Source organism: Salmonella sp. NW1250, assembly GCF_051812965.1.
GTDB classification, from domain to species: domain Bacteria; phylum Pseudomonadota; class Gammaproteobacteria; order Enterobacterales; family Enterobacteriaceae; genus Salmonella; species Salmonella enterica.
The window spans coordinates 308,221-333,109 of the sequence record NZ_JAMNDD010000005.1 but is presented as its reverse complement, the minus strand read 5'-3'; the positions used below and the strand labels follow the sequence as shown (position 1 = coordinate 333,109).

Below are 24,889 nucleotides of genomic sequence, written 5' to 3'. Positions count from 1 at the left end.
TTAACCTCTTACAACCGTGATGGCCTGTTCGCTGATGGCCGATACAATGCCGTCGATGCTGGCGTGAACGGGGGCGCCGAGCGCGCCAGGCGGGACATCGGCAACGCATTGCCCGCGCGTCACGCGCTCGCCGACGGCAACAGTCGGTACTGCGCTGGCACCAATATGCTGGCGCAGCTGCAAAGTGACTTTTTCTACTGACGGCTCTTCTTCAACCAGCGGCGCTTCCTGGTACCAGGGGCTTAGTCCCAGTTTGGCGATCAGCCGCTTCACCGGCACCAGGCGATATTTCGCCATTTCGTCGGACGGATTCAGCGGCCCTTCGTAGCGCTGGTTTTGCGCCCGCAGCTCGCGTTTTAACATGCGGTTGATGCGCATCGGCGAGATCCCCACCGGGCAGGCCACGCTTTCACAAACGTTGCATTCCGAGCAGGTAAGGGCGCTCAGCAGCAGCTGCGGCGTGGCGGCCTGGTGAAAGTTCACTGCCCGCACCAGCAGGTGCGGAGAGAGTTCGTGGCCGATCAGGTGTCGCGGACAGAGATCGGTACACAGTCGGCACTGTTCGCAGACGGTACGCGCGACGGAAAGCACCGTGCGCTCGTCCTGCATTCTCCGCTGGATAAGCGGATGGCTTTTGGGGAGCACCAGCAGGCCGCCGGTAGTTTTCGTCACCGGGTTATCAAGAGAGGTAATCAGGCCACCCATCATCGGGCCGCCGTTAATAAAACCAGGGTCGTCGACCGTTGCGCCGCCCGCCAGCGCCAGCACTTCATGCAGTGACATGCCGATAGGAACGGTAACGGTCAACGGTCTGGCGACCGCGCCGTTCACGGTCAACGTGCGACGAGTGACCGGAAACCGCTGCTCGACCGCTCGGGCAATATTGAGCACCGTTTGCACGTTATTGACGACCACGCCGACGCTGGCCGGTAGCGCGGCAGGGGCGACCCGACGACCGGTTGCCATCCAGATAGTCAGCACCTCATCGCCCGCGGGATATACATCCGGCAGGATATGCAGGCGGATACCGTCTGGCAGCTGCGGGGTGAGGGCGTCGATGGCCCGGCGGTATTTTTCTTTCAGGGCTATCACCCCTTCGCGCGCGCCGGTTGCCGTCATGGCGTACTGTACGCCGCGCACAAGGCGCGCAGCTTGCTGCCACATCAGTTGCTGGTCAACTTTGAGCATCGGTTCACATTCGGCGGCGTTCACCAGAAAAATCTCTACCTGCGCCTGTAGTTTGACGTGAGCGGGAAAACCTGCGCCGCCCGCACCCACAACGCCCGCTGCGCGGACGCGCTCGCGAATTTCATCGGCGCTATGAGACATTTCAACGCTATTGATGGCGGCGCTCATAGCAGTTCCTCCAGCAGCTCGCGAATTTCCTCGGCGCTGGCCGGGCGCGGGTTGGTACGCAGCGTGATATCCGCCAGCGCGGCCTGCACCATAGCCGGAATACGTGCGGAAAAGTCGGATCTTCCTTCTTTAAGCGCAACGGCCAGCGAGGGAAGGGCGCAGCGTTGCTTAAGCAGTTCGATTTGCTGAATCAGCGCATTGATCGCCGCAACGTCATTGGCTTCTGCCGGGCAAAAACCGCAGGCTTTGGCCATCCGCGCGTAGCGTTTGGCGGCGCGCGGGTCACCCGCGTTAAAGCGGATCACCGCCGTGAGCAGCAGCGCATTGGCCAGCCCGTGCGGCAGATGGAACTGTCCGCCGAGCTGGTGGGCTATCGCGTGGTTAAGCCCCAAACCCGCCTGGCTGAAGGCCATCCCGGCCAGCGTTGAAGCATTGTGCATTTTCCCGCGCGTCGCTACGCAGTCGCCTTTTTCCACCGCCGTGGGCAGATACTGGAACACCAGTTTGGCGGCTTTTTCCGCCAGCGCGTCGGTAAAGTCGCTGGCGTGCGGAGAGACCCACGCTTCCAGCGCGTGGGTCAGCACGTCCATACCGGTGTTGGCGGTAATCTGCGGCGGTACGCTGACCACCAGCTCCGGGTCAAGGATCGCCATATCCGGATACAGCGCATTGTTGAACAGCGGGTACTTGATGCCTTTATCCGGGTCGCTAATTACGCAGGCGCTGGTGACTTCCGAACCGGTGCCGCTGGTGGTCGGGATCGCCACGCAGGTTTCGATGTTGATCCCGTTCTGCTGGCTAAACCAGACAATCGCTTTCGCCGCGTCCATTGCCGAGCCGCCGCCAAAACCAATTACCACCTGCGGCTGCAGGGCCTGCATTTGCGCAATGCCCTGCACCACGGTATGGATGGTGGGGTCCGGCGTTATCTCGCTAAATACGCTGATGCGGTTATCTGCGGGCAGCGCGTTACGCAGGGTATCCAGCAACGGAGAGTGCGCCAGAAAACCATCGCAGATTATCCAGATGTGCTTATTGGTAAAGCGCTTGAGCACCGCCAGGCTGCCCTGACCGCTGTACAACCGCGTTTGTAGTGAGAAGGTATTCATCGCGACCTCGGTTAGCGAATAGAAAAGCCGTTGGTCAGCACGCAGCGCCGGGAGCGGGCAAAAGTACGCGCTGACGTGGTCCCTTCACCGGTTGGCGTGGCGATAGTGAAGGTGGTAAAGCCTTCGCCGCCGACGCCGATCCCGGCATAAGAGGGGCCGTTTTTGACGAATATCGAGGTTTGCAGGGTGCGGGCCGCGAGGTTCAGGCGCGACACGTTCTGCGAGTGCATAATGGCGGTGTGATGCAGCCCCTCTTCAACCTTCAGGGCCAGCGCCAGCGCGCTATCGAAATCGCTGACTTTTACCACCGGCAGCATCGGCATCAACTGTTCGCTGGTGACCCACGGATCGTCAGCGTTAACCAGCGCAATCAGCAGACGCGGTGCTTTTGCAGGGACAGCGATCCCGGCGGCTTCCAGCATGGCCGATGGGCTCTTGCCGACCAGTTTTTTATTCGCCTGGCCTTCTGGCAGGCAGGCGGCGCGGAGTTTGTCGGTATCGGCAGGGCTTAGCAGCAGCGCACCGAAGGTTTGCATTTGCTGCACCAGACGCTCGGCGACGCTCTCCACTACGATCAGGCTCTTCTCGGCAATGCAGGGCAGGTTGTAATCGAATGACGCGCCGTTAATGATATCTTCCGCCGCTTTCACCAGGTCTGCCGTTTCATCGACGATGCAGGGCGGGTTACCCGCGCCAGCGCCAATCACCTTCTTACCGCTCTTCATGCCCATTGCCACAATGCCCGGGCCACCGGTAATGGCCAGTACTGCGATTCGCGGGTGGGCCATCATCTGCTGGGTCGCTTCGAAGGTGGGTTCAGCTACAGTCACCACCAGATTGCGGATGCCGCAGCAGCGGAAGGCAATCTCTTCAATCAGGCTAATCAGCTTCAGAGAGACCTTTTTCGCGCCCGGATGCGGGCTAAAGTAAATACTATTGCCCGCCGCCAACATGCTGATGCTGTTATTGATGATGGTTTCCGTCGGGTTGGTGCTTGGGGCGACCGAACCGATGACGCCAAACGGCGAGTATTCAAAGAGCACCATGCCGCCGTCACCGGTCAGCGCGGTGGTGGTGAGATCTTCTACGCCCGGCGTGTTGTCCAGCGCAGCCTTGTTCTTGAGGAATTTATCTTCTTTGTTGCCCATCCCCGTTTCATTGGCGCTCTCTTCCGCCAGGGTTGCCAGTAGCGGCGTCAGCTCCTGACGCATCGCGCTGATAATGGCGCAGCGGGTTTTTAGCGGACACTGCTGATAACGTAAGAACGCCTGATGCGCGGCATCGATGGCCTCGCTCACGGACTGGAAAATCCCTTTGCCCTGAGGCTGGGCCGGCGTTTGCGCCGACGTGATTAATTGCTCGCTAAGAATGGTGCGAATCAGGGTTTCGAGTTCAGAAGTATTCATTGATGAGTTCCCACGTTAATAGCCGCGATGGCGGTCTGTGCTATGTCCATGTCCTGCTCAACGCTGCCGCCGCTGATGCCAAGACCCCCAATTAATATGCCGTCGCGCCACAGGGCGTAACCGCCGCCAAAGGTGACCACTTTTCCCTGTAAATGACTTTCCAGACCGTAAAGCGCCGCGCCTGGCTGAACAACATCGCTCAGCTCATGGGTCGCCGTTTTCATTGCCACTGCGGTCCATGCCTTTTTCGGCGCCAGTTCGCTGCTGACCAGCAGGGCGTCCGGCATCCGCCAGGTCACAGTTTCCGTACCGTGCGCGTCAACGATGCTGACGACTACCGGAACCTGCAGTTGCTGCGCGCGTTCAACGGCGGCGCGGGTAAGCTGGTGCAGATCGTGGAATGAGAGGGCCACGGGCGTTGTCTCCTTGCTGCGGGTCGGCTGGCTGGCAGCCAGATAGCGCTTGCTAACTTCACGGATGATGTTGGCCTGGTGCGCATCGCTATCTTCCGCGCGGGCCAGGGCGTACAGGCAGTCCGATAAGCGGTTGATGTAGCGCATTAGCACCTGGCGTACGTTGACTTCAGTTGCCAGTTCAACCAGACGGCGTTCGGCGCGGCGTGCCAGCGTGCGGGCAAAATGTAAGCGGCTCGCGGCTTCGCAGCGTCCGGGTAAAATAAAGCTGTGCAGCGGTTCGACGCGGGCCATCGCCCGATCGATAGCGGCTTCCAGGGCCGAAATCTCTTCGCTGCTGATGTAGCGCTGTTTGGGCGACGGCTGCTCGCTGTCGCTGGCCAGCTCTGCGCTAAACCAAAAAAGTTGCTGCTGGATGGCCTCAAGTAAGGTGCGGTGATTTTCATCCGCAGCGGCGCAGACGCACAGGCTCAGCGCGGCGTTCAGCTCATCCAGCGTGCCGTAGGCTTCAACCCGCGGGTGGGTTTTGCTCACCCGCTGGCCGGTAAACAGTGATGTGGTGCCAGCGTCACCTGTTCGGGTATAAATCGCCATAACCGCCCCTTAACGCGAAAGCGTATCTACAATGCCGACAACGGCGAGGTCGATGGCCTCATTTGGCCCGGAAAAAACGTGCCTGGCGCTGGAGCCGCCGCTGAGCAAAACCAGTTCGCCGACGCCCGCGCCGACGGAGTCCACGGCCACTTCATCGCCGGAGGTAGGCGAGGCGGGGAGTTCGCCATCGGCGCTGACCCGACGCACCAGCAGCAGCTTTTTCCCAATCAAAGAAGGTGATTTTTGCGTGGAGACAACCGCGCCTGTGACTCGTGCCAGATGCATGATTTACTCCTGCTTAATTAATTGAATATTCCGCGCATTGGCCGCGTCACGCGCCATGGCGGTCACGATGCATTTGCGGTGGACAACCACACGCCCCCGGCTTAGCAGCGCGACATCGCGATAGCTCAGCACCGAACCCGCATGCAGAACCAGCGGCAGTCCGTGCTCGTCGGTGAATACCAGCGGCAGACGAGCCAGTTTTTTTACCGGGATAACCGGCAGCAGCTGGCTGTGCAGGCTGAGCTGTACGCGGATGCCAAACGCCAGCGCGTCGTGAATTTTCCGGGCGGCGGCATCGTCGGTTTCTGCATCCGCAAGCTGACTCAGCAGCGGCAGGTCGACGAGCAGGATGCGCAGCGACGCGTGCTGACAGAACAGTGCTGGACAGTCGGCATCGCGAAGTTGCGTAACGCTCAGCGTCGCCGTGCTCTGGGCACGGCGATGCAGCCGGGAGACAATCTCCTCGACAATGCGCTGCAGGGTTTCGCCGTTCATCGCGGGCCTACCAGCCGGGCAAAGGCCTGCGGGTTATCGGCACCAGCGGCGTTGGCTTCATCGGTATCAATGTGCATTTCGAGGCGCATGTCCGGTGAAACGCGAATCGCCACGTTGTTGAAAATCAGCCCGCGCTCGTCGCCTTCAATCGCCACTGAAACCCTATCGCCGTGGGAAACCTTCAGGATCAGCGCATCAAGCGGCGACATATGAATATGCCGCTGCGCGACGATAACCCCGGAAGATAATTCCAGTTCGCCAAAGGGGCTGACCAGGCGGATGCCCGGCGTCCCCTTCAGATTGCCGGACATTCTCAGCGGCGCGGCAATCCCCAGCGTTCTCGCATCGGTACGCGAAATTTCCACCTGGCTTACCGAGCGCAGCGGGCCGAGCAGGCGCACATTTTTGAGCTGCCCTTTCGGTCCCACCAGGGTGACGGTTTGCTCCGCAGCATATTGTCCCGGCTGCAGTAGCGCTTTTTTTTCGCTGATGGGATGGCCAGGAAATAGCTGCTCATAATCCTGCGCGGACAGGTGGATATGACGGTTTGAGACGCCCAGCGGAATAGGCCGCTGGCGCATCTCGTCGAGAACTTTACGGACCGTTGATTGCAGAAGCTCTTTATCCATTACGCTTCACCTCGCTTGCCGGAATGGATGCAAAGCGTACGAGGTTCGCCCTTCTGGCGCGGACATTTTGGATCCAGACACAGATTGCAGCTGACCAGTTCTGATTCCTGCGGGGCCTCTTCTGCTGGCGCTTCAGAAACGACAGCAGCTATCTCTGACGCTTCAGGCTCAGGTTCAATGACGGAGGGGGGAGGCGTTTCTGCGAGCAGGATCCCTTCTCCGGGCCTGGCGATAACCTTGTGGGCCACCAGGCCATTCCGCTGTTCGGCGAAATGCGCACCGGTGGTGATAGCCGCCTGAACGGAGGCCACATCACCGGTAATTTTAATCACCATCCAGCCTGAACCATTGGTCTTTTCGAGGGCGAGCAGCGTGATAGAAGCGGATTTCGCCATGATATCGGCGCAGCTGATAGCCAGTGCCAGACCACAAACTTCAAGTAATCCCAGTGATTGCTTCACGCGGTGCTCCTTATTCGCCATCGATTAGGCTGATTTCGGTAAAATGGCCTCAACATCGCTGTGCGGACGCGGGATAACGTGGCAGGATTTCACTTCACCCACGACGCTTGCCGCTGCGCTGCCGGCATCTACGGCTGCTTTAACCGCGCCGACATCGCCGCGAACCATGACGGTAACCAGGCCAGAACCAATTTTTTCGTAGCCCACCAGCTGTACGTTGGCGGATTTAACCATTGCATCGGCGGCTTCAATGGCGCCGACCAGCCCTTTTGTTTCAACCAGTCCCAGTGCGTTATTCATACTGCCGTTCTCCTGTGATTAAACATGGAGATCCCGAAAAGGGATCCCTTTGACCAGTCGTGCCGCGTTATTACCGGTGTTGCGTTGGGCCTGACTGTCCTGATGATGCATCAGCGTAAAAAGCGGCGCCGATGCGGGTAAATTCTTGTAATGCACGACCAGCGAGTGTCGATCGCAGGCAATGCCAACCAGCAGCGGCGAGCTGCGCGCCGCCTGCCAGGCGCTGTCAACGACATCTCCAGCCGGGTGACGCTGAAGCAGGAAAGGGATGCCTTCCTCTTCAATGCCCAGCAGCACTTCGTGCCAGAGGCTGGCGCAGTCGTTGATAACGGTAATGACGATGGCCGGGGCGCTGTGATTACTGTCCATATGCAAATTCCTTGTGCCAGGAGAGAATCAGGCCGGTGGCCACCGCGTTTCTTGGGCCTTCGCTACCGCGAATATTTCCTCGCCCGGCGACCAGGCGGTAGTGCGCCAGCGCATCGGTGACCAACTGCGGAACTTCGAAATCCAGCGACGAGCCGCCGACCAGCACCACGAACGGAATATCGCGAATGTTGCCGGTTGGACTGACCTGACGCAGCGCGCGCAGCGCGTTGGTGACAAAGACGCGCTCTTTGGCGCTGCGACGAATGGCGCGCACTTTTTCCAGCGCTAAGTCGCCGGGAAGCGGTACCAGTTCGTCCGGTTTCACCACGCAGACGCGGGCGAACACGGCGGGAGGCAGCGGCGTCGGGAAGAACTGGACGCTGCCGTCCTCGTGGCGTAAGTGGAACAGGCTTTCGACCTTAGCCAGCGGGTATTTTTTGATCTCTTCCGCCAGATAGCGGTCTTCCAGCCCCAGTTCGCGGGCAATAATCATCGTGACCATGTCGCCTGCCCCGGCGAGATGGGTGGCGATGATTTCACCTTTAGGGTTGATGATGGAGGCATCGGTGGAGCCCGCGCCGAGGTCGAGGATCGCCAGCGGTCGGGTGGTACCCGGCGTGGTCAGCGCGCCCAGAATGGCGGCTTCAGCCTCAGCGCCGCCGATCTGCACGTCGATATTAAGCTTCTGCTCGATTTCACGGGCAATCATCGCCATCTGCAGACGGTCTGATTTCACCATCGAGGCGATGCCGACGGCCTGCTCCAGCGAGAACTCCCCGGCCAGACCGCCGGTGACGCTCACCGGAACCGAGGTGTCAACGGCCAGAAGATCCTGAATGAAAATCTCGCTGCTGGGCTTATTGGTTAGCTCGGCCATGGTCTGGCGTACGTGCTCCAGCATGCCGCCGATATTGGTCCCGGCCTCGCCGGTGACGTTGTCGAGCTTGCCGCAGCCGTCCACCGCTTTCATGATAGCTTCGGCACCGGCGGCAACATCCACGCGCACGGTACGACCCTGAGCCTGCAGCTCCAGGTTACCGGCGGGTATTGCGCGCGCTTTGACGTCGCCGGATGGCGTTTTAACGACCACGGCGGAACGGTTGCCAATCAGCGCGCGCGCCATCGGGACGATGTTTTTCGTCTCATCGGCGTTGAGGTTGAATACGGTGGCGATGCCGTAAGGGTTGGAGAGGGTCTCGATAACCTTCCCCGGCACGGCGACTTCAATCGCCGCCAGCATCCCCAGCGGAATGCGGTCGATGTACAGAACTTCGTCAACGATCGGCAGCGATTTTTCCAGCCGGTTGCTGACCAGCACGCCATCGTCGCGCTGCAAAATGACGCCGGTAATCTGGTATCCGGCGCGCATTGAGGCGTTGATAACATTGGCGATATCGGCAAAATCAAAGGCTGACGATACCACCAGAATATAGGACGAGTCCGCCGGGCGGGTTAACAGCTCCTCCGGCGTAATCGTGATACCCACACCAAGGCCTGCTCCGCCCGGCGTTTTTGGGTTATGGCCAATCATTGTCGATTCGGTGATGATGGTTTCGGTAATGGTTTCCATCGCCACATCGCCAATCACCGGCGTGGCTTCGTTAATGCGGATGAGCGAAATATCGCTGACATTGATCCCCGCGCGCTTTGCGACGAGGGCGAGCGCTTCCTGAATGCCGAACACGTTACGCAACGTGCCTTTGATCCCGGTCGTTTCCGCCAGCGCGCTGTGGGTGATTGTCAGCGCGCCAGCCTCATTCAGAGTCGCCAGGGCGACTTCCGTCGATGAGTTGCCGATGTCAATGCCAGCTATATATCGCATTGTCTACCCCTAAAGTTAATCGTCGCCTTTGAGTTTTTTACGCTCGACATACAGCGTTGCCGCTTCGCGAACGAAAGCTGCGCAGATCTTCGCCTGATAGCGGTTTTCGAGATCGTCGGCGATAGCCATCAGCTCTTCTTTCGTCGAGCGATAGGGGCGAAGGGCGTTGTAGATTTCAAGAATGCGATCGTCCGGTACCGCGGTCAGTTCGGCGGCGCGTTCGAAGTTCATCGCCAGACGGTCGCGGCCCGCATCTTTGGCGATAGACGCCTGTAAGCGCAGGGTTTCCGGGGTAATACGCATATCCTGAGCGGTGACTTTATTGCTCAGCACGTTTTCCAGCGTAAAGTCGTCCAGCGTTTTATTGGTGGCGGTTTTCACCCATTCCGGGTGTTTGTTCGCCAGCGGGTAGTCGCTGACCTTTGCGCTGCGGGACGTGCCGCCTGCCGCAGGAGCCGCTGCTGGCGCATCGCCCTGCAGGCTGTTCATGCGGCTCAATACGTCCCGAACCATCGATTCAATTGCGTCGGTATTCATGGAGTTATCCTTTATCAAAGCGCCACGCGCAGTTCCTGCGGGTTTTTGCCCGTCACGACGTACTTGGTCTCTTTAATGTGCAAAATGGCCGACTTTGCCTGGTACTTCGGGCGTGCCATCTGGTCATTGAGCGTAGGGACCGGCTGTGGTGATTCGCGTTTCGCATAGCGGGCGGCGTTTTTACCAATCTGACGGTAAGTTTCCAGCGTCAGCAGCGGCGCCTGTGGGAACAGCTCCAGGTTGGAGAGCGGCGGTAGCCCCTGCTGGTGGATAACCGTAGTACCTTTCGACTGGATGCCGATGGAGATGCCGGAGCCGCTCAGGCGGTTACCTTCCACGGCGACGAACGCCACGTCGGAAGATTTAAAGCAGCGAATCACGCGCGCCCTGATACCTTCTTCTTCAATACCGGCAATGACTTCGCGCAGAATGCTCTTATGTGGTAAGCCGACGATATTAACAGTCTGTGCCAGGCCAAATGCCGGGCCGACGGCGATAATGACTTCGTCCTGCTGAGTGCCCTGGCGCGCTTCGCCCACCTCGGTCAGAAAGCCGTCGCCCGCAGGCGCAGCGGTCTGTGGTGCTGTGGATGCCGCAGGCGCATTAAACGAGACGGGTTTATCGCTGCCCTTCATATCGCGGAGCACGTCTTCAATTATCTGGCGCAGCAATTTTTCATTAATTTCCATTTCTCACCCCTTAATCAATCTCGTTGGGATCAAGAGCGCCAGGGATGTTTTTAATCTCTTCCCAGCGTTCTCCCTGCAGGCGATAACCTGTTGCCGGACCGGCATAGTCATTGACGTCATTAACCGCAGAGAGCACTTGTCCGTCGCCGACGATAATGGCGGAGGTGTGCAAATAGTCGCCGGTTAGCTTGGCTTTCTGGATGTTGAGCATGTCCTGGGCCACGTCGGTAAACCCGCCCTGCGCCAGCGCTTTAACGACTTCCAGACCGTTGCGGTTTTTATTGATGATTTCCTGGGCGAACTTGATGTCTTCGACGATGTTACGCTCCGGCATATCTTTCGAACCGTGGGCATAGGTCGCGGCTTCAACTTCTTCATCGGTAATCGGCGGTAGTCCCATTCCGGCAAACACGGCCTGCAGCGCGCGGGCGGCTTTGTTACGGATGGCGATAACGTCCTCTTCGCGAACCGGGCGCAGACCGCCGTCCACTTTCAGGTCACGCTGGATAACGTTGTAGTCGTCAAAGTCTTCCGCATCTTCGTTGGAACCGGCGAACATGTTGTCGTAGTTCGGCACCGCGGAATAACCAGAGGAGATAAAGTCGGTACCCGGCAGGAATTGCATCAGCAGGCGCGCGGTACGACGCATATCGGAGTGGGTGAAGGTCTGGTCGTTACTGGAGGCACATTCCAGATCCAGCGACGAGCAGATCAGGTTTTCCGCCAGCACGGCACGAATGCCTGACGGCACGGCAGACGGTACGCCGATACAGCTTACGGAGCCGTTTTGCAGCCCCTGAACGCCCGCGGCTTTGGTGATATAGATGCAGCGCGCTTCCAGATACAGCATGGATTTGCCTTCGGCGTAGCCCATCTGCACTTCGGAGCCGGAACCGGAGGTGAAGCGCATTTTCAGGCCGCGAGAGGCGTAGGAAGAGGCTAAGAAGCCTTTCGACCATGGCGTATCGTCACCGTCGGTGAAGACCGGCTCGGTGCCGTAAACGGAGATTGTTTCGGCGTAGCAGGTGTGGCCCAGCATGCCGAGCTTCAGCTCGGTGGCTTCTTCCAGCGAGCACTGAGTCAGTACACCCGGACGACCTACCTGAGAACCAACCAGCAGCGCGATGGCGTTGAACGGCGCGTAGCGCGCTACCGCAACCGTGGTTTCTTGTTCGTCAAACCCGCGCCATGCGCCTTCGGCGGCATCGGCGGCAATTTGCACCGGGTTGTCTTTAACGTTGGTGACGTGCGCCTGCTGAGATGGCGTGCGGCGGGCGCGCATTTTCTGCATTGCCATCATCATCTCAACCACGTTCATATGCGAAACCACTTCAACAATTTTCGCCGGGGTCATCGCGGTGGTTAGCGGGACGATTTCGCTGCGCTTGACGTTCGGATCGCAGAGCATGTTAGCCAGCTTGACCGAATCCATCGCCATCACTTCTTCGGCGCGGTTCAGGTTGATGCCGTAGCGGGCGATAAAGTGGTCGATCAGGTCGAATTCGCTAACCGGTTTTCCGTCCAGCTCGGTCACCGCGCCGTTAACGATTTTAATCGACGGTTTTGGGTCGTTCGGGCTTTCCATCGCGATAAAGCCTTCTTCGATCCACTCCTTAACAAAGCCGTCCTGATTCACAGGGCGTTTCGCCAGTGCTTCAAATCTTTTCGATCTCATGAATCAGCCTCGTGGGTATCAGATGTAGGACGGGCGATCGTTTTTCGGTTCAGAACCGAGGGTCGCAAGGACGGTTTTGCCGATTTCGCGGGCGGAGGTCACCGCCTGACGGACCGCGCCGGAGTCGCCGGAAATCACCAGAATGGCTTCGTTACTAAAGCTGGTGCCGTGCGCCGGAGAGCTGTACGCCACGACTTCAACGTTGGCTGACTTCAGGGCGGTATCGGCCATCAGTACGCCGACGGAAGCCGGAGCGCCGACGATGACGCCGCAGGCACGGCCAATCGGCGCGCCGAACGCTTTTTCCAGCGCGTAGCTGGCGCGAGCGGTGTACTGCAGCTCGATATGCCCGGCTTCGTTGCCGTAAACATCACCGAAGGTGCGGTCCAGCTCTTTCAGCGCGACTTCGATACCGCGCTTGACGTCGGATACATCGTTACCGCCTAAAATAATCAGCGAACCGTGGCCCGCTCCGCCTTTGGTATCGCGCGGCAGCTCAATGCTGACCACTTCGGTGTTGGTGGCTTTCACCGCTTCGTCCGCCGCCATAATGTGCGGGCCTGCGCCGGTGCGGGCGCCGAGAATGCCGATGGAACGATAGCGCTTCTCAAGCTTCATCGCGTCCAGCAGGGCGGTATCGACGTTGGCGATAACCAGGCCCAGGGTATCGCCAATGGCGGTCCCGACAAATTCCGTTAAACTGCAGCTTTTTTCTGCCATAGCCGTCTCTCGTATAGGTTGGGGTTGACCAGGGATGGCCTGTTGTTCCGGCGTTGCCACACGGGCAATCACCTGCGCCATGATCTGTTCCACCAGCTCATTGCTGCTCATTGGCTAATTCCCTTCGGTAAGATTTTTTCTACATCGGTGTGAGGGCGTGGGATGACGTGTACGGCTTTCACTTCACCCACGTTGCGTGCGGCTGCGGCACCTGCATCGGTGGCCGCTTTGACCGCGCCAACATCGCCGCGCACGATGACGGTTACCAGCCCGGAGCCAATCTTTTCATAGCCCACTAACATCACATTGGCTGACTTAACCATTGCATCAGCGGCCTCTATGGCTGCGGTTAAGCCTTTGGTTTCTACCATTCCTAGTGCTTCTTGTTGCATAAAGACCTCGCATGGAGTGTTCCGATAGTTGGGACTATAAGAAGATGCGAGGAAAAAGAATGGCTGACTTGCTATTGAGCATCAGAAAATAATGGGAAAGCAATATGACTAAATTGTCTTTTGCTTTTGTAACTTATTGATAAATTACATTTAATTTATTATTGTCTATATGATTATTTTGTTTTTATTATTTCATTTTTACATTTTTGTTAGTGACGAGAGTATTTTTATTTGATATGGCGAAAGACGCAAAATGTGATGCTTATTCGAAATTGATAAGTTGGCTTGTGCAATATTTTATTATTTCCACAGGCGTATTTTATAGCTCAAATTTCCCGTGTGATGGGCTGATAAAAATATCGGAAAAGCAAAATTTTGCTATCGCAACACGACTTTTCCGGGAGGCAGGCCCGCAGGTTGCCAACAATTTACAGGCGGCACTTTTTATAGTGAGGTTAGCTGTACTCTACCGCCAGCCGAAACTTGCGCTGGCCAGGACACGAACTTTGCTCAGAAGGTGTCACATGAATGATTCTCTAAAGGCGCAATGTGGTGCGGAATTTTTAGGCACCGGACTCTTTTTGTTTTTTGGTATCGGTTGTTTGAGCGCGCTCAAAGTCGCAGGCGCCAGCCTCGGATTATGGGAGATTTGCATTATTTGGGGGCTTGGAATTTCACTGGCCGTTTACCTTACGGCCGGGATCTCCGGCGGACATCTTAACCCTGCGGTGACGATTGCGCTGTGGCTGTTTGCCTGCTTCCCCAAACAGAAAGTATTGCCTTATATTATTGCCCAGTTTGCCGGCGCTTTTGGCGGCGCTCTGCTGGCGTATGTGCTTTATAGTAGCCTTTTTACTGAATTTGAGACTGCGCATCATATGGTGCGCGGTAGCGTCGAAAGTTTGCAATTAGCCAGCATTTTCAGTACCTATCCGGCCGCAGCGCTAAATGTATGGCAGGCTGCGTTGGTGGAAGTGGTCATTACGTCGATTCTGATGGGCATGATCATGGCATTGACGGATGATGGCAATGGCATTCCTAAAGGGCCGCTTGCGCCTTTGCTTATTGGGATACTGGTTGCCGTTATCGGCGCGTCTACTGGACCTCTTACCGGTTTTGCAATGAATCCGGCGCGTGATTTCGGTCCCAAACTGTTCACATGGTTAGCGGGGTGGGGGAACATGGCGATGAGCGGTGGGCGAGAGATCCCTTATTTTATCGTGCCGATTGTCGCGCCTGTTATCGGCGCCTGTGCCGGAGCAGCCATATATCGCTATTTTATTGGTAAGAATTTACCTTGTAACCGCTGTGAACTGTAAGAAAATGCGAACCAGATTCACAGCAATGATGTATCGTAAAAACAGGTGAGATAATTTCGTGATCTGCTTTCACGAACTGATCAAAACGTCTCCCAGCAATGGGAGACTTTTGATATTGTCATTGTACTTTTTATCAGGGCCAGGATAATGCTAATAAAAAGTGAATGTAAATAATGTGTTTTGTTTATAACAATAAATTAACTGAGGGGTTTTATCATGATTTCTGCGAGCGCTCTGAACTCAGAACTCATTAATAAAATCGCACAGGATTTTGCACAAGCCACCGGTCTGGCGGTTGTGGTTGTCAATATTCATGGTGATGAAATATCTGAGCTATTCAATTTCACGCCGTTTTGTCAGTTGATGCGGCAGCATCCCCAGCATAGTACACGTTGTCGTATGAGCGATCGCTGCGGGGGACTGGAGGCATCGAAGTCCGATCAACCCTGTATTTATCGTTGTCATGCCGGTCTAACGGATTTTTCTATTCCGCTGGTAATCGCAGGGCATTTAGTTGGCTTTGTTTTATGCGGGCAGGTTCGTTTAAGTAATGACGTGGAGCTGGTAAACATTCTTAATGTCGACGATCGCTGGCAGGCTGACCCTGAGCTCTTGAATGAATTTCGGAATGTGCCAGAGATGGACTATTCACGCGTTATCGCTTCCGCCGATCTTCTTAAACTGATTGTTGAGAATTGCCTGAAAAAACAGCTCAATTTCGTGGTTATCAAAGACAATCCGCAGCAATCGGAGGCAAATAAAACCACTCGTGGTCCCACTCCGCATGACAGTAAAATGAAAAAAGCGCTTCGCTATATTGATGCGCATTTGTCCGACGATCTTCGTCTTGAGGATGTCGCCTCACATGTCTATCTCAGCCCCTATTACTTCAGTAAGCTATTCAAGAAATATCAGGGAATCGGATTTAATGCGTGGGTAAACCGCCAGAGAATGGTTAGCGCCAGAGAATTGCTTTGCCATAGTGACTGGAGTATTGCCAGTATTGCGCGTAATTTAGGCTTTTCGCAAACCAGCTATTTTTGCAAAGTCTTCCGCCAGACCTATCAGGTTACGCCGCAGGCTTATCGCCAGCAGATAAATGAGAATTCTCATCCTCCATCGTTATGAATAGCAATATTTTGCTATTGCCGATTTTTGATAGTCTTTTGTATCTTAATCATTTCAGAAAGAAAATTTATCTGGTGTAACAATAAATTGTCATAGCGCAACAAAATAATAAAATTTAGGGCATAAACTGCACCAGTTTTTATTTTTGTGATGAAGTACAGTGTCAGGAAAGATAAGTTTTATTACGCTTTGTCGATACGTTTTATCGTCAATATACCGGTAAGGATGAGTAGATTAACGTCAGATGAGCAACCGCTCAGGCTATTGCTCACAGAAATGTAAAACGTAGCACATTATTAATTGTCGTTATGGGTGTGCCGTACAGCCATAACGTAAACCAACAGGTTTGCCACATTTGTGGTAGGGAAGGGGGTGAAAATCCCCCGCAGCCCCCGCTGCTGTGATGCTGACGACCCCGTAAAGACCACTGATCGCAAGATTGGGAAGGACGGGCGAGGAGGACGCTAAGCCAGAAGACCTGCCTGTCGGTGATAACCAACAACTTCGGTGGGAAGTGGGTTGCGAAGACGCGTACAGTCGAAAGACTGAACATGCGCGTACCTGTATACCTCTACCACCCTGAACAGGATCAGGGTAATGGCGGCAAGGCATCACGCATTTATTCTTGCAGGCACAGGAAGCGGTTGCGGCAAAACCACGGTGACGCTTGGTTTGTTGAGGCTGCTGCAAAAACGCGCGCTGCGCGTACAGCCGTTTAAAGTTGGGCCAGATTACCTTGATACCGGCTGGCATACCGCTATCTGTGGCGTGGCGTCCCGTAATCTTGACAGTTTCATGCTTCCTCCTCCTGTTCTCAACGCCTTATTTTGCGAACAAATGCGGCAGGCGGATATCGCTGTCATTGAAGGCGTCATGGGGCTGTATGACGGCTATGGCGTCGACCCCAATTACTGCAGCACAGCCGCGATGGCCAAACAGCTTGGTTGCCCGGTCATCCTACTGGTGGACGGCAAGGCTGTTTCAACGTCGCTTGCGGCTACCGTTATGGGATTTCAGCACTTCGACCCGACCCTCAACCTCGCGGGCGTGATTGTGAATCGCGTCACTAGCGACGCCCACTATCAGCTCCTCAAAAATGCCATTGAACATTATTGCTCACTGCCGGTACTGGGGTATGTCCCTCCTTGCGACGGCATCGCATTACCTGAACGCCACCTGGGGTTGATTACCGCCAGAGAATCCCTCGTCAATCAGCAATCATGGCATGATTTTGCCGCCACGCTGGAACAAACAGTGGATGTGGATGCGCTACTCTCGCTGAGCGTGTTATCAGCGCTTCCGGCGGGAATGTGGCCTGAACGCCCCGATAACACAGCGGGGGCAGGGCTGACGCTTGCTCTGGCGGATGATGAAGCCTTTAACTTTTATTACCCCGATAACATCGATTTGCTGGAGCGTGCCGGCGTTAACATTGTGCGTTTTAGCCCACTGCATGACCGCGTATTGCCTGATTGTCAGATGATCTGGCTGGGCGGTGGATATCCCGAATTATACGCCGCAGAGCTGGCGGCAAATACGGCGATGTTAAAACATTTGCGGGCGGCGCATCAGCGCGGCGTGGCGATTTACGCGGAGTGTGGCGGTCTGATGTATTTGGGGAGCACTCTGGAGGATAGCGGCGGGGAAATTCATCAGATGGCGAATATTATCCCCGGTCACAGCAAAATGGGTAAGCGACTTACCCGCTTTGGTTACTGTGAGGCGCAGGCTATGCAGCCAACGCTATTGGCGGTGCCTGGTGAGATAGTGCGCGGCCATGAATTTCACTACTCAGATTTTATCCCCGAAACACCCGCCGTTATGGCCTGTCGTAAGGTTCGCGATGGTCGCGTGTTACAGGAATGGACCGGCGGCTGGCAGACAGGCAACACGTTTGCCAGCTATCTGCACGTCCATTTCGCCCAGCGTCCGGAAATGTTGCAGCACTGGCTGGCGGCGGCGAGGCGCATATTATGACGATCCTTGCCTGGTGTATCGCCTGGGTGCTGGATTTTATCATCGGCGACCCTCAACACTGGCCCCATCCGGTACGCTGGATAGGCCGTTTAATCACGTTTGTGCAGCGTATTGTGCGTCGCTATTGTCCCGGCGATAAAGCGCTGCGGATTGGCGGCGGCGTAATGTGGGTTGTGGTTGTCGGGGCGACCTGGGGCGTGGCATGGGGCGTACTGGCGCTGGCGCAGCGGATTCACCCCTGGTTTGGCTGGAGCGTCGAAGTCTGGATGATCTTTACCACGCTGGCCGGACGCTCTCTGGCCCGCGCCGCGCAGGAGGTTGAGCGACCGTTGCGGGAGAACGACCTTGCGGAAAGCCGAATAAAACTCTCCTGGATCGTCGGGCGCGATACGTCGCAACTTCAGCCAGCGCAGATCAATCGCGCCGTGGTGGAAACGGTTGCAGAAAACACCGTTGACGGCATTATCGCGCCGCTCTTTTTCCTCTTTCTCGGCGGCGCGCCGCTGGCGATGGCCTACAAAGCCGTCAATACCCTGGATTCAATGGTGGGCTACAAACATGAAAAATACCGGGCGATTGGTATGGTCAGCGCCCGTATGGACGACGTAGCGAACTATCTTCCTGCCCGACTGAGCTGGCTGTTGCTGGGCATTGCGGCAGGACTGTGTCGCCTGAGTGGTTGGCGGGCGCTGCGTATTGGCTGGCGTGACCGTTATAACCACAGTAGCCCAAATTGCGCCTGGTCGGAAGCGTGTGTGGCCGGCGCCTTAGGTATCCAGCTCGGTGGCCCAAATAACTACTTTGGCGAGCGTGTGGACAAGCCCTGGATCGGCGACGCGCAGCGCGATATTTCCGTGGACGATATTTCCCGAACGATTCGATTGATGTGGGTCGCTTCAACCCTGGCGCTGGCGCTGTTTATTGCGGCGCGGTGCGGGTTATCTGGCGTGGCCTGAGGACGACAGTATGCATTATATCCAGCAGCCCCAAACCATTGAGGCCAACAGTTTCACCATTATTAGCGACATTATTCGCGAAACGCGTCCTGATTACCGTTTCGCCAGTCCGCTCCATGAGGCCATTATCAAGCGGGTTATTCATACCACCGCCGATTTCGACTGGCTGGACATTTTGTGGTTCTCTGCCGATGCGCTGGAGCAGCTTTGTGATGCGCTACGTCAACCATGCATTATTTATACCGATACCACGATGGCGCTGTCCGGCATTAATAAAAGATTACTGGCGACGTTTGGCGGCGAGTGTCGCTGTTATATCAGCGATCCGCGCGTAGTGCGCGCCGCAAAAACGCAGGGGATTACCCGTTCAATGGCCGCCGTCGATATCGCTATCGCCGAGGAGGAGAAAAACAAGCTCTTTGTTTTCGGTAATGCGCCGACGGCCCTGTTCCGTTTGCTTGAACATAACGTGACGGTGAGCGGCGTGGTGGGCGTACCGGTAGGGTTTGTCGGCGCGGCGGAGTCCAAAGAGGCGCTCACCCATAGCCATTTCCCCGCGGTTGCCGCGTTAGGGCGTAAAGGCGGCAGTAACGTGGCTGCCGCTATCGTCAATGCGCTGCTCTATCATCTCCGGGAGGCCTGATGAGCGAGCTTTCTTTTGACGCGCCGGTCTGGCACCACGGTAAAGCGTTACGTAAAGGATATACCACCGGTTCCTGCGCGACGGCGGCGGCAAAAGTCGCCGCGCTGATGGTATTGCGTCAACATCTGATTCATCAGGTCTCCATCGTCACGCCGTCGGGCGTCACGCTATGCCTGAACGTGGAGTCGCCGCACATTGAAGGCCAGCAGGCGATAGCCGCAATTCGTAAAGATGGCGGCGATGACGTGGATGCCACGCACGGAATGCTGATTTTTGCCCGCGTTACGCTCAACGACAGCGGTGAGATTACGCTCACTGGCGGCGAAGGTATTGGTACGGTAACGCGTAAAGGGGTTGGGCTGCCGCTCGGGAGCGCCGCCATCAATCGTACGCCGCGCCATACCATTGAGTCAGCGGTGCGCGAAGCGATAGGCCCGGCGCGTGGGGCCGATGTGGAGATTTTTGCCCCGGAAGGCGAAGTGCGGGCGCAAAAAACGTATAACTCGCGGCTTGGCATCCTTGGCGGCATTTCCATTATTGGCACTACCGGCATTGTGACGCCGATGTCGGAAGAAAGCTGGAAACGCTCGCTATCGCTGGAGCTGGAGATCAAACGGGCGTCAGGATTAACGCGGGTGATACTCGTGCCGGGCAACCACGGCGAACGGTTTGTTCGCGAACAAATGGGCGTCGACACACAGGCAGTCGTCACCATGAGCAATTTTGTCGGCTACATGATTGAAGAGGCGGTACGGCTGGGATTTTGCCAGATAGTGCTGGTGGGTCATCCTGGAAAATTGATCAAAATCGCCGCCGGGATCTTTCATACCCATAGCCATATTGCCGATGCGCGCATGGAAACGCTGGTCGCGCATTTAGCTTTACTGGGCGCGCCGCTGGAGTTACTCACCCTGGTCGGCGATTGCGATACCACCGAAGCGGCAATGGAGCACATTGAAGCATATGGCTTCGGGCATATCTATAACCATCTTGCCAGGCGTATTTGTTTGCGAGTCATGCAGATGCTGCGTTTTACCAAAACGCCGCCTGTCTGCGACGCCATCCTGTTTTCTTTTGATAACCATATTCTCGGCAGTAATCGTCCCGTCGACGAGATTGCTAAGGAGCTGCAATGTTAACGGTCGTGGGAATGGGGCCCGCTGGACGGCATTTGATGACGCCTGCGGCGCTGGAAGCGATAGACCACGCCGATGCGCTGGCAGGCGGTAAACGCCATTTGGAGCAGTTTCCGGCGTTTGGCGGCGAACGATTTACGCTGGGCGCGGATATTGGCGCGTTGTTGTCATGGATTGCCGCCCGTCGGGATAAAGGGATCGTGGTGCTGGCCTCCGGCGATCCGCTGTTTTATGGCATCGGTACACGCCTGGTGGCGCATTTTGGTATCGAACAGGTTCGTATTATCCCTGGCATCAGCGCCGTACAGTATCTGTGCGCACAGGCTGGAATTGATATGAATGACATGTGGTTGACCAGTAGCCACGGTCGTTGCGTCAGCTTCGAGCAGTTGGCGAACCATCGCAAAGTGGCGATGGTCACGGATGCCCGCTGCGGGCCGCGGGAAATCGCGCGGGAGCTGGTCGCGCGCGGTAAAGGGCATCGCTTAATGGTGATTGGTGAAAATCTGGCGATGGAAAATGAGCGGATCCACTGGCTACCCGTCAGTGCGGTCAACGCCGACTATGAAATGAATGCAGTGGTGATCCTGGATGAAAGATGAGCTTTTTCTGCGCGGCGAGAACGTGCCAATGACCAAAGAGGCGGTACGGGCGCTGGCACTGTCGAAACTTGAGCTCCACCGCGCCAGTCACCTGATTGACGTCGGGGCGGGAACGGGAAGCGTCTCAATTGAAGCGGCGCTGCAATTTCCTTCGTTGCAGGTGATGGCTATCGAGCGTAATCCTGCCGCGCTACGGCTGCTTGATGAGAATCGTCAGCGCTTTGCCTGCGGCAATATCGATATTCTCCCCGGCGAAGCGCCAATGACCATAACCGGGAAAGCCGATGCGGTGTTTATGGGCGGCAGCGGCGGGCATCTGACGGCGCTGATTGACTGGGCGATGGGCCATCTGCATCCCGGTGGCCGTCTGGTGATGACCTTTATCTTGCAGGAAAACCTCCATAGCGCGCTGGCGCATCTTGCGCACATCGGCGCATGTCGAATGGACTGTGTACAGCTTCAGCTTTCATCGTTAACGCCGCTGGGGGCGGGACACTATTTCAAACCGAACAACCCTGTTTTTGTTATCGCCTGTCAGAAGGAAGAAAACCATGTCAGAGACATTTGATCCACGCTGTGTATGGTTCGTCGGCGCCGGGCCGGGCGATCGCGAGCTGATCACGCTTAAAGGCTACCGCCTGCTGCAACAGGCGCAGATAGTTATCTATGCCGGTTCGCTGATCAATACCGAACTGCTGGATTACTGCCCCGCGCAGGCAGAACGCTACGACAGCGCCGAACTGCATCTTGAGCAGATTATCGAGCTGATGGCTGCGGGCGTGAAAGCGGGAAAAACGGTGGTGCGGTTGCAAACGGGCGATGTCTCGCTGTACGGCTCCGTACGTGAGCAAGGCGAAGAGTTAACCCGCCGTGGTATCGACTGGCAGGTAGTGCCTGGCGTCAGCGCGTTTCTCGGCGCTGCGGCGGAGCTGGGTGTGGAATATACCGTACCGGAGGTATCGCAGAGTCTCATTATTACCCGTCTGGAAGGGCGTACGCCAGTACCGGCGCGCGAACAACTGGAGGCGTTCGCCAGTCACCAGACGTCGATGGCGATTTATCTCTCCGTTCAGCGTATTCATCGGGTGGCGGAACGTCTCATTGCCGGCGGTTATCCGGCAACTACGCCTGTCGCAGTCATCTATAAGGCTACCTGGCCGGAAAGTCAGACCGTTCGCGGCACGTTAGCGGATATTAGCGACAAAGTACGTGATGCTGGCATCCGTAAGACGGCGCTAATCCTGGTCGGGAATTTTCTGGGTAAGGAGTATCACTACTCAAGACTTTATGCAGCGGACTTTAGCCATGAATACCGTAAAGCCTGAATCCATTGCGTTGTTTTGCCTGACGCCCGGCGGCGTGGCGCTGGCAAAGAGACTCGCCGCGATGCTGCCGTTAACCTGCTTTACCAGTGATAAACTGCGGGAAGAGGGATTTATTCCCTTCGATGGCGGATTCGCTAATACCGCTCGGCAGGCTTTTACCACTTATACCGCGCTTATTTTTATTGGCGCGACCGGCATTGCCGTTCGTGTCCTGGCGCCGTTAGTGAACGACAAGTTCAGCGATCCTGCGGTGGTCGTCATTGATGAACGTGGTCAGCATGTCATTAGCCTGCTTTCCGGTCATGCGGGCGGGGCCAATGCCTTGACGCGTTACCTGGCAGGAATGTTAGGCGCCGATCCGGTGATTACCACGGCAACGGATGTCAATGAGATGTCCGCGTTGGACACCTTAGCTTTCCAGCTTAACGCCCGCATGACCGATCTTCGCACGGCGGTAAAAACCGTTAACCAGATGTTGGTCAGTCATCAACGTGTGGGGCTATGGTGGGATGCCGAACTAACGGAAGAGATCGACCAGTGCGATATTCGCGGTTTTATCCCTGTTGATGATTTGCAGCGGCTGCCTGAACTGGATGCGCTTATCTGCGTCTCTTTGCGTAATGACCTCCCTGAGCTTCCCGTACCGCACTGGAAACTGGTGCCCCAGCGCGTGGTGGCGGGAATTGGCTGTCGCCGCGATACGCCATTTCCCCTGTTAGCAACATTACTGGCGCGCCAGCTTGAAGCGCAGAAACTCGATCCGCTGGCGTTAAAAGCGATTGGCAGCGTCACGCTCAAAAAAGGGGAGCCGGGGCTTATTCAGCTCGCCTCCTGCTGCCGCGTGCCTTTTAAAACCTTTACCGCCGAAGCGTTGCGCGAATTCGAACACCATTTTCCCGGTTCTGGCTTCGTCAGAAAAACGGTGGGCGTTGGCAGCGTATCCGGCCCGGCTGCGTGGTTATTAAGCCAGGGACAATTGTTAGGCGAAACCCTGCGCGAACAGGGCGTCACTATTACTTTGGGAGTTGCACACTGATGTTAAGCGTAATCGGAATTGGCCCTGGCTCACAGTCAATGATGACCATGGAAGCGATTGAGGCGTTACAGGCGGCGGAAATCGTCGTCGGTTATAAAACCTACACCCACCTGGTGAAAGCATTCACCGGCGACAAACAGGTGATCAAGACCGGCATGTGTAAGGAAATTGAACGCTGCCAGGCGGCTATTGAACTGGCGCAGGCCGGTCATAACGTGGCGCTGATTAGCAGCGGCGACGCCGGTATTTACGGCATGGCGGGGCTGGTGCTGGAGCTGGTCGGCAAGCAAAAACTGGACGTCGAGGTGCGGCTCATTCCTGGCATGACCGCCAGCATCGCCGCCGCCTCTTTACTGGGCGCGCCGCTGATGCATGACTTCTGCCATATCAGCCTCAGCGACCTGCTGACCCCGTGGCCGGTGATTGAAAAACGCATTGTTGCCGCAGGCGAAGCCGACTTCGTTATCTGTTTTTACAATCCGCGCAGCCGCGGGCGCGAAGGGCATCTGGCGCGCGCGTTTGACCTGCTTGCCGCCAGTAAAAGCGCGCAAACGCCGGTTGGCGTGGTGAAATCCGCCGGACGTAAGAAAGAGGAAAAATGGCTGACTACGCTCGGCGATATGGATTTTGAACCGGTAGATATGACCAGTCTGGTCATCGTTGGTAATAAAACGACCTATGTTCAGGATGGGCTGATGGTAACGCCGCGAGGTTACACGCTGTGAATGAGGGGGAAGTGCTGGTGGTGGGCGGCACCAGCGATGCGCGCGCGTTATGCCGACAACTGGATGCGGCGAACGTCGCGTACACCTTATCTGTTGCGACGCCAGCCGGAAAAGCGCTGGCTGGCGACATTAAAGGACAGGTGCGCTGTGGTCGTCTGGAATACGGGCAGATGGTCGCCTGGCTAAAAGAAAACCGTACTCGCTGGGTAATAGATGCATCGCATCCTTATGCAGAAATGGTTAGCCATAACCTCCTTCGCGCCTGTGAAACGGCGGGCGTGTTGTTAAGTCGTTATCAGCGTCCGGAGCAGCTTAGCAATCTGACGCATCCGCTTCTCTATACGGCGCGTAGTATTGCCGATGCCTGCGAGATAGCGAGGCGTTTTGGTCCGCGCGTGTTACTGACAACCGGCAGTAAAGATCTGGCCGTCTGGCGTGCCGGGCTGGCGGAAAAAACGTTGCTGGCGCGCGTACTGCCCGTGGCGGAGGTGATTCAACGCTGCAGCGAACTGGGGTTCGGCGTTGGAGAAATTTTCGCACTGTGTGGGCCGTTCAGCGCTGATTTTAACGCCGCGTTTTACCACCAGTGCCGGGCCGACGTAGTCATTACCAAAGCGTCCGGCGCGGAGGGGGGATATCAGGAAAAAGTTCAGCCCTGTCTGGATGCGGGCATTCCCTGCATCGTTATTGCGCGCCCGACGCCGCTTGTGACGGGTGATGAGTTACTGGAAAGCCAGGCCGCCTTTGCGCAGCGTTTATCGCGCTGGCTGGCCGCAGCTAAGGAGTAAAA

At 56.6% G+C, this 24,889-nt stretch carries 28 protein-coding genes and 1 riboswitch; of the genes, 12 read left to right on the top strand and 16 right to left on the bottom strand.

The window, feature by feature from the left end:
* Genes pduS through pduA form a run of 16 tightly spaced genes read right to left on the bottom strand, consistent with a single transcriptional unit; the run spans nucleotide 1 to nucleotide 13,252 of the window.
* Nucleotides 1-1,356: a cobalamin reductase PduS gene (gene pduS / locus NBA72_RS11705; protein ID WP_042949043.1), complete on the bottom strand. Its 1,356-nt coding sequence runs from the start codon at nucleotides 1,354-1,356 to the stop codon at nucleotides 1-3.
* Nucleotides 1,353-2,465: a 1-propanol dehydrogenase PduQ gene (gene pduQ / locus NBA72_RS11700; protein ID WP_042949044.1), complete on the bottom strand. Its 1,113-nt coding sequence runs from the start codon at nucleotides 2,463-2,465 to the stop codon at nucleotides 1,353-1,355. The genes pduS and pduQ overlap by 4 nt, the downstream gene beginning before the upstream one ends.
* Nucleotides 2,466-2,476: 11 nt before the next feature.
* Nucleotides 2,477-3,871, bottom strand: coding sequence for a CoA-acylating propionaldehyde dehydrogenase PduP (pduP, locus tag NBA72_RS11695; RefSeq protein WP_042949045.1), 1,395 nt, complete (start codon nucleotides 3,869-3,871; stop codon nucleotides 2,477-2,479).
* Nucleotides 3,868-4,878 (bottom strand): two-domain cob(I)yrinic acid a,c-diamide adenosyltransferase PduO, encoded by a 1,011-nt coding sequence (pduO, locus tag NBA72_RS11690; protein ID WP_042949046.1) that lies wholly within the window; start codon nucleotides 4,876-4,878, stop codon nucleotides 3,868-3,870. Before pduO ends, pduP begins: the two co-directional genes overlap by 4 nt.
* Before the next feature lie 9 nt (nucleotides 4,879-4,887).
* A complete protein-coding gene (pduN, locus tag NBA72_RS11685; RefSeq protein WP_000549825.1) occupies nucleotides 4,888-5,163 on the bottom strand; it encodes a propanediol utilization microcompartment protein PduN in 276 nt (91 codons plus the stop codon).
* A 3-nt stretch (nucleotides 5,164-5,166) separates the two neighbouring features.
* Entirely contained in the window at nucleotides 5,167-5,658 is a 492-nt protein-coding gene (gene pduM / locus NBA72_RS11680) for a propanediol utilization microcompartment protein PduM (protein ID WP_001012960.1), read from the bottom strand.
* Nucleotides 5,655-6,287, bottom strand: a complete 633-nt coding sequence (locus NBA72_RS11675; protein ID WP_042949047.1) for a phosphate propanoyltransferase — start codon at nucleotides 6,285-6,287, stop codon at nucleotides 5,655-5,657. The genes pduM and NBA72_RS11675 overlap by 4 nt, the downstream gene beginning before the upstream one ends.
* Entirely contained in the window at nucleotides 6,287-6,769 is a 483-nt protein-coding gene (gene pduK / locus NBA72_RS11670) for a propanediol utilization microcompartment protein PduK (protein WP_077248383.1), read from the bottom strand. Before pduK ends, NBA72_RS11675 begins: the two co-directional genes overlap by 1 nt.
* Nucleotides 6,770-6,772: 3 nt before the next feature.
* The gene (gene pduJ / locus NBA72_RS11665) at nucleotides 6,773-7,048 is read right to left on the bottom strand and encodes a propanediol utilization microcompartment protein PduJ (RefSeq protein ID WP_001057755.1); all 276 of its coding nucleotides are present in this window, start codon (nucleotides 7,046-7,048) and stop codon (nucleotides 6,773-6,775) included.
* A gap of 18 nt (nucleotides 7,049-7,066) precedes the next feature.
* Nucleotides 7,067-7,417, bottom strand: a complete 351-nt coding sequence (gene pduH / locus NBA72_RS11660; RefSeq protein ID WP_042949048.1) for a propanediol dehydratase reactivase beta subunit PduH — start codon at nucleotides 7,415-7,417, stop codon at nucleotides 7,067-7,069.
* The gene (gene pduG, locus NBA72_RS11655; RefSeq protein WP_017441814.1) at nucleotides 7,407-9,239 is read right to left on the bottom strand and encodes a propanediol dehydratase reactivase alpha subunit PduG; all 1,833 of its coding nucleotides are present in this window, start codon (nucleotides 9,237-9,239) and stop codon (nucleotides 7,407-7,409) included. The genes pduH and pduG overlap by 11 nt, the downstream gene beginning before the upstream one ends.
* A gap of 15 nt (nucleotides 9,240-9,254) precedes the next feature.
* Complete coding sequence (pduE, locus tag NBA72_RS11650; RefSeq protein WP_001090600.1) at nucleotides 9,255-9,776, bottom strand: propanediol dehydratase small subunit PduE; 522 nt, start codon at nucleotides 9,774-9,776, stop codon at nucleotides 9,255-9,257.
* Between the two features lie 14 nt (nucleotides 9,777-9,790).
* Nucleotides 9,791-10,465, bottom strand: coding sequence for a propanediol dehydratase medium subunit PduD (gene pduD / locus NBA72_RS11645; protein WP_000405049.1), 675 nt, complete (start codon nucleotides 10,463-10,465; stop codon nucleotides 9,791-9,793).
* Nucleotides 10,466-10,475: 10 nt separating this feature from the next.
* Nucleotides 10,476-12,140 carry a propanediol dehydratase large subunit PduC gene (gene pduC / locus NBA72_RS11640; protein WP_001256896.1) on the bottom strand — a complete coding sequence of 555 codons (1,665 nt, stop codon included), beginning with the start codon at nucleotides 12,138-12,140 and terminating at the stop codon, nucleotides 10,476-10,478.
* An 18-nt stretch (nucleotides 12,141-12,158) separates the two neighbouring features.
* The gene (gene pduB / locus NBA72_RS11635; protein WP_000097500.1) at nucleotides 12,159-12,971 is read right to left on the bottom strand and encodes a propanediol utilization microcompartment protein PduB; all 813 of its coding nucleotides are present in this window, start codon (nucleotides 12,969-12,971) and stop codon (nucleotides 12,159-12,161) included.
* Nucleotides 12,968-13,252 (bottom strand): propanediol utilization microcompartment protein PduA, encoded by a 285-nt coding sequence (pduA, locus tag NBA72_RS11630; protein WP_001183618.1) that lies wholly within the window; start codon nucleotides 13,250-13,252, stop codon nucleotides 12,968-12,970. Before pduA ends, pduB begins: the two co-directional genes overlap by 4 nt.
* A 524-nt stretch (nucleotides 13,253-13,776) precedes the next feature.
* Here pduA and pduF point away from each other — a divergent pair.
* From pduF to NBA72_RS11570, 12 genes are all read left to right on the top strand, one after another.
* The gene (pduF, locus tag NBA72_RS11625) at nucleotides 13,777-14,571 is read left to right on the top strand and encodes a propanediol diffusion facilitator PduF (RefSeq protein WP_001000023.1); all 795 of its coding nucleotides are present in this window, start codon (nucleotides 13,777-13,779) and stop codon (nucleotides 14,569-14,571) included.
* 216 nt (nucleotides 14,572-14,787) lie between these two features.
* A complete protein-coding gene (pocR, locus tag NBA72_RS11620; RefSeq protein WP_000622326.1) occupies nucleotides 14,788-15,699 on the top strand; it encodes a transcriptional regulator PocR in 912 nt (303 codons plus the stop codon).
* A gap of 325 nt (nucleotides 15,700-16,024) precedes the next feature.
* Nucleotides 16,025-16,199: riboswitch (cobalamin riboswitch) on the top strand.
* A gap of 97 nt (nucleotides 16,200-16,296) precedes the next feature.
* Nucleotides 16,297-17,676, top strand: coding sequence for a cobyrinate a,c-diamide synthase (locus NBA72_RS11615; protein WP_042949049.1), 1,380 nt, complete (start codon nucleotides 16,297-16,299; stop codon nucleotides 17,674-17,676).
* Complete coding sequence (gene cbiB / locus NBA72_RS11610) at nucleotides 17,673-18,632, top strand: adenosylcobinamide-phosphate synthase CbiB (protein ID WP_000153654.1); 960 nt, start codon at nucleotides 17,673-17,675, stop codon at nucleotides 18,630-18,632. Before NBA72_RS11615 ends, cbiB begins: the two co-directional genes overlap by 4 nt.
* 10 nt (nucleotides 18,633-18,642) lie before the next feature.
* Nucleotides 18,643-19,275, top strand: a complete 633-nt coding sequence (locus NBA72_RS11605; RefSeq protein ID WP_000558993.1) for a cobalt-precorrin-8 methylmutase — start codon at nucleotides 18,643-18,645, stop codon at nucleotides 19,273-19,275.
* Nucleotides 19,275-20,414: a cobalt-precorrin-5B (C(1))-methyltransferase CbiD gene (gene cbiD, locus NBA72_RS11600; RefSeq protein ID WP_042949050.1), complete on the top strand. Its 1,140-nt coding sequence runs from the start codon at nucleotides 19,275-19,277 to the stop codon at nucleotides 20,412-20,414. The genes NBA72_RS11605 and cbiD overlap by 1 nt, the downstream gene beginning before the upstream one ends.
* On the top strand, nucleotides 20,408-21,013 hold the full coding sequence (locus tag NBA72_RS11595; protein ID WP_023242476.1) for a cobalt-precorrin-7 (C(5))-methyltransferase: 606 nt from the start codon (nucleotides 20,408-20,410) through the stop codon (nucleotides 21,011-21,013). The genes cbiD and NBA72_RS11595 overlap by 7 nt, the downstream gene beginning before the upstream one ends.
* Entirely contained in the window at nucleotides 21,003-21,581 is a 579-nt protein-coding gene (locus tag NBA72_RS11590) for a decarboxylating cobalt-precorrin-6B (C(15))-methyltransferase (protein WP_042949051.1), read from the top strand. Before NBA72_RS11595 ends, NBA72_RS11590 begins: the two co-directional genes overlap by 11 nt.
* Nucleotides 21,565-22,338, top strand: a complete 774-nt coding sequence (locus NBA72_RS11585) for a cobalt-precorrin-4 methyltransferase (protein ID WP_000004859.1) — start codon at nucleotides 21,565-21,567, stop codon at nucleotides 22,336-22,338. The genes NBA72_RS11590 and NBA72_RS11585 overlap by 17 nt, the downstream gene beginning before the upstream one ends.
* On the top strand, nucleotides 22,319-23,374 hold the full coding sequence (cbiG, locus tag NBA72_RS11580; RefSeq protein WP_042949191.1) for a cobalt-precorrin 5A hydrolase: 1,056 nt from the start codon (nucleotides 22,319-22,321) through the stop codon (nucleotides 23,372-23,374). The genes NBA72_RS11585 and cbiG overlap by 20 nt, the downstream gene beginning before the upstream one ends.
* The gene (locus NBA72_RS11575) at nucleotides 23,374-24,099 is read left to right on the top strand and encodes a precorrin-3B C(17)-methyltransferase (protein ID WP_042949052.1); all 726 of its coding nucleotides are present in this window, start codon (nucleotides 23,374-23,376) and stop codon (nucleotides 24,097-24,099) included. The genes cbiG and NBA72_RS11575 overlap by 1 nt, the downstream gene beginning before the upstream one ends.
* Nucleotides 24,096-24,887, top strand: a complete 792-nt coding sequence (locus NBA72_RS11570; RefSeq protein WP_001001983.1) for a cobalt-precorrin-6A reductase — start codon at nucleotides 24,096-24,098, stop codon at nucleotides 24,885-24,887. Before NBA72_RS11575 ends, NBA72_RS11570 begins: the two co-directional genes overlap by 4 nt.
* Nucleotides 24,888-24,889: the final 2 nt, after the last annotated feature.

Coding starts and splice junctions, on each gene's coding strand:
- pduS (WP_042949043.1), bottom strand. CDS start 1,356: ATGAGCGCCGCCATCAATAGCGTTGAAATGTCTCATAGCGCCGATGAA.
- pduQ (WP_042949044.1), bottom strand. CDS start 2,465: ATGAATACCTTCTCACTACAAACGCGGTTGTACAGCGGTCAGGGCAGC.
- pduP (WP_042949045.1), bottom strand. CDS start 3,871: ATGAATACTTCTGAACTCGAAACCCTGATTCGCACCATTCTTAGCGAG.
- pduO (WP_042949046.1), bottom strand. CDS start 4,878: ATGGCGATTTATACCCGAACAGGTGACGCTGGCACCACATCACTGTTT.
- pduN (WP_000549825.1), bottom strand. CDS start 5,163: ATGCATCTGGCACGAGTCACAGGCGCGGTTGTCTCCACGCAAAAATCA.
- pduM (WP_001012960.1), bottom strand. CDS start 5,658: ATGAACGGCGAAACCCTGCAGCGCATTGTCGAGGAGATTGTCTCCCGG.
- NBA72_RS11675 (WP_042949047.1), bottom strand. CDS start 6,287: ATGGATAAAGAGCTTCTGCAATCAACGGTCCGTAAAGTTCTCGACGAG.
- pduK (WP_077248383.1), bottom strand. CDS start 6,769: ATGGCGAATAAGGAGCACCGCGTGAAGCAATCACTGGGATTACTTGAA.
- pduJ (WP_001057755.1), bottom strand. CDS start 7,048: ATGAATAACGCACTGGGACTGGTTGAAACAAAAGGGCTGGTCGGCGCC.
- pduH (WP_042949048.1), bottom strand. CDS start 7,417: ATGGACAGTAATCACAGCGCCCCGGCCATCGTCATTACCGTTATCAAC.
- pduG (WP_017441814.1), bottom strand. CDS start 9,239: ATGCGATATATAGCTGGCATTGACATCGGCAACTCATCGACGGAAGTC.
- pduE (WP_001090600.1), bottom strand. CDS start 9,776: ATGAATACCGACGCAATTGAATCGATGGTTCGGGACGTATTGAGCCGC.
- pduD (WP_000405049.1), bottom strand. CDS start 10,465: ATGGAAATTAATGAAAAATTGCTGCGCCAGATAATTGAAGACGTGCTC.
- pduC (WP_001256896.1), bottom strand. CDS start 12,140: ATGAGATCGAAAAGATTTGAAGCACTGGCGAAACGCCCTGTGAATCAG.
- pduB (WP_000097500.1), bottom strand. CDS start 12,971: ATGAGCAGCAATGAGCTGGTGGAACAGATCATGGCGCAGGTGATTGCC.
- pduA (WP_001183618.1), bottom strand. CDS start 13,252: ATGCAACAAGAAGCACTAGGAATGGTAGAAACCAAAGGCTTAACCGCA.
- pduF (WP_001000023.1), top strand. CDS start 13,777: ATGAATGATTCTCTAAAGGCGCAATGTGGTGCGGAATTTTTAGGCACC.
- pocR (WP_000622326.1), top strand. CDS start 14,788: ATGATTTCTGCGAGCGCTCTGAACTCAGAACTCATTAATAAAATCGCA.
- NBA72_RS11615 (WP_042949049.1), top strand. CDS start 16,297: ATGGCGGCAAGGCATCACGCATTTATTCTTGCAGGCACAGGAAGCGGT.
- cbiB (WP_000153654.1), top strand. CDS start 17,673: ATGACGATCCTTGCCTGGTGTATCGCCTGGGTGCTGGATTTTATCATC.
- NBA72_RS11605 (WP_000558993.1), top strand. CDS start 18,643: ATGCATTATATCCAGCAGCCCCAAACCATTGAGGCCAACAGTTTCACC.
- cbiD (WP_042949050.1), top strand. CDS start 19,275: ATGAGCGAGCTTTCTTTTGACGCGCCGGTCTGGCACCACGGTAAAGCG.
- NBA72_RS11595 (WP_023242476.1), top strand. CDS start 20,408: ATGTTAACGGTCGTGGGAATGGGGCCCGCTGGACGGCATTTGATGACG.
- NBA72_RS11590 (WP_042949051.1), top strand. CDS start 21,003: ATGAAAGATGAGCTTTTTCTGCGCGGCGAGAACGTGCCAATGACCAAA.
- NBA72_RS11585 (WP_000004859.1), top strand. CDS start 21,565: ATGTCAGAGACATTTGATCCACGCTGTGTATGGTTCGTCGGCGCCGGG.
- cbiG (WP_042949191.1), top strand. CDS start 22,319: ATGAATACCGTAAAGCCTGAATCCATTGCGTTGTTTTGCCTGACGCCC.
- NBA72_RS11575 (WP_042949052.1), top strand. CDS start 23,374: ATGTTAAGCGTAATCGGAATTGGCCCTGGCTCACAGTCAATGATGACC.